The organism is Streptomyces chattanoogensis (assembly GCF_001294335.1).
GTDB classification, from domain to species: Bacteria; Actinomycetota; Actinomycetes; order Streptomycetales; family Streptomycetaceae; genus Streptomyces; species Streptomyces chattanoogensis.
On record NZ_LGKG01000068.1, the window covers coordinates 36,388 to 48,048 of the forward strand.

General features: G+C 73.4%; 6 protein-coding genes. 1 reads left to right on the forward strand and 5 read right to left on the reverse strand.

Going from position 1 to position 11,661, the window contains the following annotated elements:
* Window positions 1–32: 32 nt before the first annotated feature.
* The 4 genes from ADL29_RS09155 to ADL29_RS45985 form a co-directional block, all read right to left on the reverse strand.
* Window positions 33–2,702, reverse strand: coding sequence for a YfhO family protein (locus ADL29_RS09155; protein ID WP_245689255.1), 2,670 nt, complete (start codon window positions 2,700–2,702; stop codon window positions 33–35).
* 214 nt (window positions 2,703–2,916) lie between these two features.
* Complete coding sequence (galE, locus tag ADL29_RS09160; protein WP_053923197.1) at window positions 2,917–3,891, reverse strand: UDP-glucose 4-epimerase GalE; 975 nt, start codon at window positions 3,889–3,891, stop codon at window positions 2,917–2,919.
* Between the two features lie 69 nt (window positions 3,892–3,960).
* Complete coding sequence (locus tag ADL29_RS09165; RefSeq protein WP_078970852.1) at window positions 3,961–5,604, reverse strand: glycosyltransferase family 2 protein; 1,644 nt, start codon at window positions 5,602–5,604, stop codon at window positions 3,961–3,963.
* Window positions 5,605–5,886: 282 nt separating this feature from the next.
* Complete coding sequence (locus tag ADL29_RS45985) at window positions 5,887–9,516, reverse strand: bifunctional glycosyltransferase/CDP-glycerol:glycerophosphate glycerophosphotransferase (RefSeq protein WP_053923198.1); 3,630 nt, start codon at window positions 9,514–9,516, stop codon at window positions 5,887–5,889.
* Window positions 9,517–9,750: 234 nt separating this feature from the next.
* On the opposite strand from ADL29_RS45985, the gene ADL29_RS09175 reads away from it, so the two are divergent.
* Window positions 9,751–10,422: a class I SAM-dependent methyltransferase gene (locus tag ADL29_RS09175; RefSeq protein WP_053923199.1), complete on the forward strand. Its 672-nt coding sequence runs from the start codon at window positions 9,751–9,753 to the stop codon at window positions 10,420–10,422.
* A 101-nt stretch (window positions 10,423–10,523) separates the two neighbouring features.
* Here ADL29_RS09175 and ADL29_RS09180 read toward each other — a convergent pair whose 3' ends face one another.
* Window positions 10,524–11,480 carry a class I SAM-dependent methyltransferase gene (locus ADL29_RS09180; RefSeq protein WP_053923200.1) on the reverse strand — a complete coding sequence of 319 codons (957 nt, stop codon included), beginning with the start codon at window positions 11,478–11,480 and terminating at the stop codon, window positions 10,524–10,526.
* Between the last annotated feature and the right edge of the window lie 181 nt (window positions 11,481–11,661).

The window sequence follows — 11,661 nt, forward strand, 5'->3', positions numbered from 1 at the left end:
GATCGCGCCTTTTCGCCGGTTTCCGACGGGGGTCAGGGGACGGCCCGGTCGCCGTACCCTGCCGGGCAATTCTGGCAAATAGGGCGGAACGGTACGTTTTTCTGAGGTGTGGCGAACGAGGGGTTCCGGCGTCCGCGGAGAAGTGCGGCGAGGGCCACCGCGGCCAGCGCCAGCGCGCCCGCGCCGCTCGCCGCCAGCCCCCGGACCAGGCCAGGAGGGGTGTACGCACAGGACAGCCGCGCGGCGCCGGAGCCCAGCGGGACGGCCAGCAGACCGGCGAACGACCCCGCGGCACGCGCCGGCCCGCCGTCCACCGAACAGCCCCACCCGGGCACCGCCGGAAGGGCGAACACCGCGCTGCCGGAGCCGCCCGGCGGCAGCTCGGCAACCAGTTCGTGGCCGCCGGTGTTCCATTTGACGGGGCCGTTGATGCGCAGGGCGCGCACCGCGGCGGCAAATCTGCGAGGGGGGAGGCAGCCGATGGGGTGTTCGGGGATATGTTGCGGGCCGGCTCCGGAGAAGCGGACCGACAGTCCGCCGTCGGGGGGCACGGTGCCCAGCGTGCGCACCGGGTTCGTGGTGGTGCCGTCCCGCCGCCCGAGCGCCCGGCTCCTGCCGCCCAGGCCGCTGACCCGGCCGTGGAAGGACGGGGCGTACCAGACGGCGGTGCCGCCCGGGGTGCAGCGGGCGCGGAAGACGGTGCCGGAGCCATGGGTGCCGGTGCCCTGCGCGGGGGGCCCGGCAGCGGGCAGCAGCCAGCCGCCGGCGTCGCGCACCGGGGCCGGGCCCGCGCGGTGGATCAGGTCGGGGATCTCGTAGACCTTGGCGCCGAGGGCGCGTTCCTGGCGGGCGAAGACGGTCTCGGCGCGGGGTGTTCCGGGCCCGCCGGATGCGGCCGTCCGCAGGCCGCGGCGTACGGTCACCAGCGGGGCCGGGGCGGCGGGCCGGACGGTGAAGCGGCCGTCGTCGCGCGGTGCCAGATAGCTGCTGACGCCCATGAGGGCGCGCCCCACGGGGTCCTCGAGGCTGAGCGTGTGCCGCCCGTTGATGTACCAGCCGCCGCCCAGGCCGCGCAGCGTGCGGGCGGTCGCGGCCGGCACATAGCTGCTGTAGTACGAGCCGCCCTCGCCGCCGATCAGCAGCGGATCGTTGTTGGCGAACTCATGCGGCCCGGGGTCGGTGCGCGAACGGGGCCAGTCGTCGCGGGCCGCGAGTCCCCGCTGGGCGGCGAGCGCCCGCGGGCTCAGCGTGACCTTCGGCCGGAACCACGCGATCTTGTCCCGCAGGACCGTGAGGGAGAACGCCGAGTAGGCCGAGCCGAGCGGCACCGTGCAGATCAGCACGGCGGTGGCGACGGTCCGTACGGCGGGCCCGGCGGCACGGCGGGAGACGGCCGCCGGCGCGATGAGGGCGCCCAGGGCGACGCCCCCGCCCGCCACCAGGATCCAGGTGGCGCTCCCGACCGAGGGCCGGTCCCGGCACACCCAGGCGAGCAGCGCCACCAGCACCGCGCCCCCGGCCAGTTCACGGACCCGCGGCCGGTGCGCCAGCGCCAGCCACGCCATCATCACCAGCATCCCGCTCAGCACGAACGCGGCGCGGAACGGACTCCCGTTGGGCAGCGCAAAGCCGTGCCACAGCAGAATCGTCGGCTCCCAGACGAACGAGCCCGCCACCGCCACCGCCAGCACGTACCACCCGGCCCGCACCCGCAGCGGCACGGCCCGCACGAACGGCAGGGCGGCCACCAGCAGCAGCCCCAGCATCCCGACGGAGATGTTCGGGACCTCCACGGTGCCCCGCCCGCCCGGCAGCAGCTGCGCCAGCTGGTCGAGCAGCGGCGGCGGCCCGGGGTACTCCACCGCGGGAGCGGGCTGCGCGGCCCGGCTCGCCTCGAGGGTGACGGTCAGCGCGGGCGCCGCCAGCGCGATGCCGGTGGCCATCATCGAGACGGCCCGCCCCAGCGCCCGCAGCCGCTCCCGGCCCGGCATACCGGAGGCCAGCACCAGCCTCAGCAGCAGCACCAGCGCCGTGGCGAGGCTCGCCATCGCCGCCGTGTAGAAGTTCCCCGCCCAGGCCAGCGCGCAGAGCAGGGTGCCGGCCACCCACCGCCGCCGGTGCAGACACCAGTCCGCCGCAATACCGGTCATCGGCAGGGAGACCAGCCCCCACATCCACATCGGATCGGCGAATCCGTCGCACAGCACCCAGGCGCACAGCCCGTACCCCACCGCGAGCAGCGCCCGCAGCGGCCCCGGTCCGGGCTGCAGCCGCCCGAGGAAGACGGTCATCAGCGCCGCGCCGAGCCCGATGCTCAGCAACGTCACCAGGAAGACCGGGAGTTCGACCAGATGGCGCGGGAAAAGCCCGACGAGCCACGAGAACGGGTTCATCACATAAGTGAGGAAGTCGGCCAGGAAAGGCACGCCGTAGCCGCTGTTCCAGTTGAAGAACAGATCCCCGCTGGTGGTGCCGTGCAGCAGATCCCACAGCCGGGCGTGGAACGGAATGAACTGATTGCCCAGGTCGTTGACGGCACGCGAACGCGCCCCGAAGGGGTAGCCGCCGTAGCTCGCCAGCGCCAGGCAGTACGCCCCCATGGACAGCAGCGCGGCGAGCCCGGGTGCGGCCGCCCGCCGGGTCCGGCGCCGCACCGGACGGCTGGGGGTCGGTCTCACGGATGCCGCGGTCTCCAGCTTCAAGATCAAGATCCTCCAGATCAAAGATCAAGATCGCCGGTGACTCACTCTAGGGGATATGCCTCATTTATCCGTTTTGTTGTGCCGGGGCGCGGGGCGGTTTCCCCTGATTTCCCGGCACCGGGCGCACCTCTGCACCGGACGGGAGGCGAAGAGGGGGAGGAGAAGACGAGGAGAAGAAAAGGCGCAGGCAAAGCGGCAAACAAGCGGCAGGCCCTCACCTCCGCCCGCGAAGCCCCCACCCCGCCCAGGCCGACTCGATCATGTCGCGGACGTCATGGCGCGCCTTCCAGCCCAGCTCCTGCGTGATCCGGTCGGCCGCCGCGACGACCCGGGCGGGATCGCCGGGCCGGCGCGGGGTCACCTGGGGCGTCACGCCCTCATGGCCGGTGACCTCGCAGATCAGGTCGATCATCTCGCGGACCGAAACGCCCTCACCGCGGCCGATGTTGAGCGTCAGATCGCGTACCGGCCCCGGCTCGGCCAGCTTGCGGGCGGCGGCCACATGGGCGTCGGCGAGGTCGGCCACATGAATGTAGTCGCGGATGCAGGTGCCGTCGGGGGTGTCGTAGTCGTCGCCGAAGATGCGAGGGGCGGCGCCTTCGGTGAGCTTTTCGAAGACCATCGGGACGATGTTGAAGACCCCGGTGTCGGCCAGCTCGGGGGCGGCCGCGCCGGCCACGTTGAAGTAGCGCAGACAGGCGGTGCTGATGCCGTGCGCCTTGCCGACCGCCCGGGCCATCCACTCACCGGCGAGCTTGGTCTCGCCGTACGGGTTGATCGGCACGCAGGGGGTGTCCTCGGTGACCAGGTCGACGTCCGGCATCCCGTAGACGGCGGCCGACGAGGAGAAGACGAAGCGGCCGACGCCGGCGGAGGCCATCGCCTCCAGGAGGGTCTGCAGGCCGTGGACGTTCTCGCGGTAGTAGTGCAGCGGCATCTCCACCGACTCGCCGACCTGCTTCTTGGCGGCCAGGTGCACCACATCGGTGATCTCGTGCGCGGCGAACGTGCGGTCCAGCAGCGCGCGGTCGAGGGTGGAACCGACGACCAGGGGCACGTCCTCGGGGATCCGGTCGGCGATGCCCGTCGTGAGGTTGTCGAGCACGACGACCGCCTCGCCCGCCTGGCGCAGGGCCCGTACGACATGGGCGCCGATATAGCCGGCACCACCCGTGATCAAGTAAGACATAGCGCCAATCCTAGGTCGGGACGGAAGGAGGAACGGAAGGGGCGAGGGGCGGCAGCGCCGGGAAGCGGCTCAGCGGCGGAATCTGCGGGCCGCGATACGCCATACGCTGCGCACACCCGCCGCGACCCGGAGGGAGAGCGCACCACCCGTCGTCGCATACGGCTGGGCCAGGAGCAGACCGTGCCGTCGGCTGGGCAGCACACGGCGGCGCAGACCGGGGCCCATCGCCCGGAGGGAGGCGCGGAAGCCGGCGCCGTCCGCGCAGCGGACCTCCGCCATCAGGTCCCATGGCTCGGGGTCCGCCGCGTGCCCCGAGCCCCGTTCGACCAGCGTCGCCAGATCCAGGACCACCTCGGCGGTCCAGCACGTCTCCGACCCGGTGGCGGCCGGGGCCGCGGTGAGCGCGGCGGTGTGCACGGGGCCGCGCCGGTCGTCCCGGCGGCGGCGCAGCTCTATGTCGATGCTGACCGGTCCGGCCGCGGCCAGCCGGCCGTACAGATCGTGGACGCGCAGCCGCAGCGTGCTGCGGGGGCCGATGGCCGGTTCGGCGTCGACGGTCACCGGCAGCCGGTGCATCGGCTTGGTGCCGAGGGCATCCAGTTCGACCTCGGGCAGGTCCGGGGACCATACGGCGTGCCCGTTGGCCTCGGCATAGGGCGGCAGCAGCCGGCCCGGCCGCGCCGCCAGCTGGGTGAGGCGCTCCAGGTCGCGGGGGGTGGGGGAGGCCAGGACGACCCGGGCCAGCCAGCGGGCCGGGGCGCGGGCGGCGCGCAGCGCGGCCTCGTCGAAGCCGGCCAGGTAGTCGCGGGTCAGCCGCCACCACTCGGTGCGGTAGTCGCCGCCGCGGGTGTGCAGCTCGCGGACGTACATCCGCAGATCGTGGTCGAGGAACTTGGTGTCCGCGGCGAGCGCGAGGGCCTTGTGCCCGGCCTCCTGGAAGATCTGCACGCTGGCCCGGTGCGCGTCGATACGGGCCTGCCAGTTGGCGACGTCGGTGCGGTCCAGGGAGATGGACTGCCGGGCCGCGGAACGGCGCACATGCCAGATGTAGACGGCGTCCGGGATGGTGGCGATGCGGGGTGCGGCGGCCAGCACACGGGCGGTGAAGACGAAGTCCTCGTAGGTGTAGCGGCCCTCGGGGAAGGTGATGCCGTGCGCGAAGAGGAACGTTCTCTCATAGAGCTTGTTGACGCAGAGGGTGTCGCGCACCAGCTGGGGGCTGGCCTCGGCGGACTCGTGCACCGCCGCCTCACGGTAGAGGCCCGGCTGCCAGGGGACATCGCGCCGCACCGGCAGCTCGCGGCGGACACAGGCGCCCGCCGCCACCGGGGCGTCGGACCGCAGCGCGGCGGCCAGCAGGGCCTCGGCCGCCCCCGGCGGCAGTACGTCGTCGCTGTCCAGGAACATCACGAAGCGGCCGGTGGCGGCGCGCACCCCGTCGTTGCGCGGAGTGCCGCAGCCGCCGCTGTTCCCGTCGCGGTGGATCACCCGCAGCCGGGGGTCGGTGCGCGCAAGGGCGTCCAGGGCCTCGCCCGTGCCGTCGGTGGAGGCGTCGTTCACCGCGATCACCTCGGCGACCGCGTCCCCCTGAGACAGTGCGGAGCGCACGGCGTCGCGGACATGGACGGCATCGTTGAACGCGATGACGACGATGCTGACCTGCGCGGTGGGCGTGATGGTGGGCCCAGGCCGCGGCTCAAGGGCTTCTTTCACAGTCACTACATCTACATTTCGTGTCGACAGCGTCTCTGGGCACGAGCGGGATCCGGTCCGTATGTCTGATGGGTCAGAGGGGGAATCCGTTCGCGCGGTTGCACCCGTTGCCGCGGTTTTCCGCGTCCTTGCCCTCTTGATGACGGGCCGGAAGGCCGGGCTCGGGTGGCATGGGCCCGTAAGGGCTTCCGCACAAGCTGTAACGACGCGAACGCCGCACGATGCCGATCCGGGCGCCATCACCTTGCCGCCGCGCCCCCTCGGCCGGCCGTCTCCGGTGGCTCACCCGGTGAGCAGATCGGCCACCCGACCCGCCGCGCCGCCGTCGTCCCGGTGGCAGAAGTCCCGCCGGAAGTCCGCATACGCATCCGCGCCGGCCCGGGTGATCGCCGCCAAATCGCCCAGCGCGTCGATCAGTTCACCCGTGGTGGTGAGCAGCGGGCCGGGGACGCGCGCCTCGAAGTCGAGCGTGAAACCGCGCAGGGTGTCGCGGTAGTGCGGCAGGTCCGGGGTCAGGAAGAGCATCGGGCGGCCGGTGTTGGCGAAATCGGCGGCCAGCGAGGAGTAGTCGGTGACGAGGACATCGGCGGCCAGGAGAAGCTCGGTGGCGTCGGGGTGGGCCGACACATCGAGCGCGAAGGGGGCATGGTGGGCGGGGAGCCGGTCGGCCACCAGAGGGTGGCTGCGGACCAGGAGCACATGGCCGCCGGACAGCGCACTGCGGGCCGCCCCGAGGTCGAGCGCCAGGTGCATGCGGTGGTGGGCGGCGTCATAGGCGAGATCGTCGCGGGGGGTCGGCGCATAGAGCACCACCTTTTTGCCCCGTGGAATGCCCAGCCGTCTGCGTACCGCGGCGGCGGTACGGTCCCGGTCGGCGGACAGCAGCGCATCCGTACGGGGCAGCCCGGACTCCAGCAGCTCACCGGAGAAACCGAGCGCCGAGCGCAGTACGGGCGTGCTGTGGGCGTTGGGTGACAGCAGCACGCTCCACTGGCGGCCCAGACGCGGGCGCGGCGCCAGATGGGGGAGCCCGGCGCAGTACGTGCCGGCCAGCCCGGCGCCGATCTGCTTCAGCGGGGTGCCGTGCCAGGTCTGGACGACGGTCTGGCCGTCGCGGCGCAGGAACCAGCGGGGCAGATGAGTGTTGGTGACGATCCACCGGCTGTGGGCCAGGGCGCCGTGCCATTCGGCACTGCCCACGACCACGGCGCGGGCGGTGTCCGGCACCGCGGCCTGCGCATCACGCACCGCCCACAGATGCGTGACCTCCGTCCCCCGGCGCACCAGCTCCTCGTGCACCGCCCGCGGCGAATCCCCGTACGCACGGCCGCCGAAGCTGCTGTAGAGAACGGCCGCACGCAGCGGACGGCCCCGGTGGAGCGGATAGTGCAGCTCGCGCAGCACCCGGCGGCGGTAGGGGCCGCGGTCCGTGGCGGGCAGCGCCGGGCCCGCCGTCACCAGCGCCTCGTCGTGACGGTGCCGGTCGAGGGTGAGCGGCTTGCCGTTGACCGTACGGGACGCGGGCAGCCCCTCGAAGACGGCGGGCACGAAACGTACCGGGCCGTCCAGGGGCGAGCCCGGCGCGCCCCGCTCGCGCAGATGCAGCGTCCAGCGGCCCTCGCGCAACGGCAGTTCACCCGCGAGGGACGGCAGCGCGCCGAGCGGGAGCGCGCAGTGGAAGCGGTCGCCGTCGTGGGTGGCGGCAAAGGCCGCCTCGGCCGCATGTGCGCCGTGCTTGAGGACGATCTCGGTGGCGAGCGGCGCGGCGTCCGGCAGCCGGCCCGCCACCAGCAGGGTGCCGTCCGCCCGCCAGATCACACGGTCCGCATACGGCTGCGGGGTGCGGTCGTGCAGGACGAGATTCCCGGTGGCGGTGGCCGCGACGACCAGCTCCCGGCCGTGCGGCAGCGGATGGCCCGCCGGGGGCAGGTCCGGCGGGCAGGCGATCGGGTCCGTACCGCCGTCGGGCAGCACCAGCTCCGGCGTCCAGGTTTCGGTGTGCACGGGCGGGATCGCCGGCGGCGCGCCGGCCCGGGCGGGACGCGCGGCGGCCAGCGCATCGAGACGGATGCGCACGGTCAGGGGCTCCCCGGACCGCGGGCCGTCCCCGGACAGGCGTTCCCCGGACCGCGGTGTGTCCCCCGGCCGGTCCGGTTCCACGTGAAACATCACCACCGTGCCCGTCCCCTCATGGGTCAGCCGCAGCGCCGCCGGGCGCGGGCCGGGTGCGGTGACGGTCAGATCGAGGGCACCGGCCGCCGCACGCTGCCCCACCAGCCTGCGCACCCGGCGTTCGACCGACAGCCGCAGCCGCCCGTCCGCATACCTCGGCACGATCCGTACGCCGTCGCCCACCTCGCAGGCAAGCGGTGCCGCCCCCGAACCGCTGTCCCCCGCCTCCAGCGCCGCCGCCCGCACCACACCCGCCGACGCAAGGACGACCCCGGCCGTCCAGTCCCCCTCCTCCCACCGCCCGCCTCTGCACAACCGGGCCGGATCGAGCCTGACCTCGAAGCCCGCCCAGTCGTAACAGTGCCGCTCCTGACCGGATGCGGCGGTCGCCTGCGGCATGGCCACCGGCCGCAGAGGGAGCAGGATCCGGCGGCGCCCCCGGGCGAGCACCGCGGTTCTGAGGTAGCCGTGCCGGGTGGCCGCCTCCAGATTGCGGATGTACGCCCAGCCGCGCAGCACCAGCGCCCCGTCCCGCCACACCGCCTCCTGCACCCGGGCCCGGACGGGGAAGTCCGTACGCTCCAGCCGGGCCACGCCCGGCGGCAGCTCCAGCGGGGGAGTGAACGGCAGCACCGCCCGCTTGCGCAGCGGCGGCCCGGTGACATCGAATCCGGCCGGATCACGGGCCTCGTGCGCCAGCAGCGTCAGCAGATCCGCGAGGCGCCCGGCGCGGATCAGATACCAGCGCATCCGCAGCTCCACCGGCAGCGCGGGGAACAGCTGCGGGTCGGCCCGGGCGAGGAAGTCGCGGGCGCCCTCCAGGAACGCCGTACGGCACTCGGGCGCGGCCCCCGGCAGCGCCGCGATCAGGTCGCACAGCCCGTCGGTGAGCACCCACCGGTCGTAGTCCTGCCGGAAGGCGTGGCGGCGGGGATGGGCCGGGTCGGCGAGAAACCGGCGGATGTCGGCCACCGCCGCGAACCGCTCCCGGACACCCGGCACATCGGGCAGCCGGTGCCGCCCGGCGCCCTCCGGCAGCCTGCGGCAGAGAACGTGCCCGCGGCCGACGTCCACCGCCCCGGCCAGAAAGTGCGCGGGCAGCGTCACCGCCGCGTCCTCGCACAATGCCCCCTCGGGAAACGCGAGTTGGTGCCGGTCCCAGAAGGAGCGGCGGAAGACCTTGTTCCCGGCGCAGTGGTCCGACAGCAGCGTCCGGTCCTCGGTGACATGGGTGCGCAGCACGGTCTCGCGGCCGGCCGGGTGGTACGGGGACTGACTGCGGCCGGCCGCGCCGAGCAGATAGACGTTGCCGGTCGCGAAGTCGGCACCGGACCGGTCCAGCAGACCCGTCAGATCCTCGTACGCGCGCGGCAGCAGCACATCCCCGGCATCGAGGAACGCCAGGTACTCGGTGTCCGGACGGGCCTGCCGGACACCGGTGTTGCGCGCCGCACCGGGCGCCGGGACGCCGCCCGGAGGGCGGACCGGACGGCCGGCGGGGCGGCGCACGGGCGCGGGAGCCGGATGCCGGACGATACGGAACCGGGGGTCCCGGCCGGCGAATGCGCGGACGAGCGCGGCGCTCCGCGGAGCCTCGCCGTCGTCGGAGGCGCCCTCGACCAGCACCACCTCCAGCTCGGTCAGCGTCTGGGCCGCCACCGACGCCAGGCTCTCCTCCACATTCCGCTCGGACCCCTCGCGGTGAGGGACCGGGACGACCACGGTGAGCCGGGGCTTCATACGCGCGGACCTGCCTTTCCGAACACATTCCGATCAGGCGCATCACGGGATTGCGGCGTTCAACTCGCCCTTCGGCGGCGCGGTCACCGGATCTGCGCTGAAAGGGTGAGACGGCCGGGGCCCGCACCGGGGCGGCGTGCCGCACCGCCCGGCTCCCCCCTGATGCCGTAGACCGTTGGGCAGCGTCACGGCGTCCCACGCGCCGTGTCCCCAGGGAAAGGTGACCGCTACCCGATGCCCGGCCGAACCGACAGCTCCGCCACCGCCCGCCGGCCCGACGCAGCCGCCCCGGAGGCGCGCGCCGCCCGGCCCGCCCCCGGCACCGCCCCGCACGCCTCCACCGCCGGCCTCCCGGCCGGCGAACGCACCGGCGTCGTACGGCCCTTGCCCGCCCGGCCCCGCTACCGCCGGCAGCTGCGGCGGATCGGCCCGGGGCGGGTGCTGGACATCGGCTGCGGGGCGGGCGACACCCTCGCCGACTGCGCGCCCGGCAGCGTCGGCATCGACCACGACCCGCGCTCCGTCCACACGTGCCGGGCCCGCGGCCTGGCCGCCTACACCGCCGACGCCTTCCTCGAGAGCCCGCACGCCCGGCTCGGCGCCTTCGACGCGCTGCTGTGCGCGCATGTCCTCGAACACCTCGACGACGAGCAGGTCGAGGGCCTGCTACGGGCCTATCTCCCCTACGTACGGCCGGGCGGCGGCGTCCTGTTGATCACCCCGCAGGAGGCCGGCCACCGCGCCGAGGCGGCCCCGGTCCGCTTCACCGACTTCACGCTGCTGCGCGCCTTCGCCGAGTCGGCGGGGCTGGCCGTACGGCGGACGTACTCGTATCCGCTGCCGCGCGCGGCCGGAAAGCTGCTGCGGCGCAATGTGTTCGCGCTGGTGGGGCAGGTGCCGCGGTAGGCGCGTACGGGCCGATGCGGGGGAGTGCACGCCAAGGGCGTACGGGCGGGTGCGCGCCCCGGCCCGTACGCCCGTAACCCGTACGCTGGTCAGCGCCTTTCTCAGCGCCCCGCTGTGCGGCCCTTCCGGCGGGCGGAGACGATCGCCCGGGTGACGACCGGCGGCAGCACGTCGAGCGCGACCCGGCGCAGCACACTGCGCTGCGGACGGCCCGCCGGCCGCACCGCGGACGCCTTCTGGGCCGGCACCGCGGGCCGCTGGGGCGGGCGCTCAGCGGCCTTCGCCCGGTGCCGGGAAACCGGCTGCGCGGGCTCCTTGGCACCCTTCGCGCTCAGCCGGATCAGCGGGGCGTCATTGACGTACTGCACCTCGTGCCAGACGTCCTTGCGGGACTGCAGCCACCCCAGCAGCGCCTTCTGCAGCGGCTCGGGGTCGCCCCACGTCCCGTAGAACTTGGTGCCGGTGATGCAGACGGGGCGCAGGCCTTCATTGGCCACGGCCTGCCAGGTGGCGGCGGCCACCCCCGGACAGTGCTCGGCGCGGTAGTCGTCCATCACCACCACGCCGTCCTCGGTGAGCAGCTCGCGCACCGACAGGATGTCGCCGTGCACATGCTCGTACAGATGCGAGGCATCGATATGCGCAAAGCGCACCGAGCCGTCGGCGACATGGTCGCGCACGACGGAGCTGAGGCCCTGCACGATGGTGGGCAGCTCGTCATGGAACGAGAGGTAGTTGGCCTCGAAGGCGCGGCGGGTCAAGGTCGCGTAGGACTTCTTCATCTCCTTGGAGTTGGAGGAGTCCTCGGCGGGGGAATCGAAGAGATCGCAGACCGTGAAGCGCTCCTCGGAGCGCTTGCGGGCACCCAGGAAGATCGCGCTTTTGCCCATATAGGCGCCCAGTTCGAGCAGGTCGCCGGAGACCGACCGGTCCTGCTGATGAGCCAGGAACCAATCGAACATCAGCTGGTCGGCGGTGAAGAACCAGCCCTTCACATCGGACAGCCGGGTGGGGCGGGGGAGCTGTTCGGCACTCTGGTCTGCGGTGGGTGCAGTCATGTGCGGTCCGTCTCCAGACGGTCGGGAATCGATGGCGATGTGCGACACGTATGTGGATGTGCGTAGGGGTATGTGCCGGCTTGTTCTGCCGTGGATGTGTGCGGATGTGATGCGGATGTGTCTGCTGTTGTAGATGCGGCCGGCGCCGGGGCCGGTTCCGCGCATACGCCCGCCCGCACGG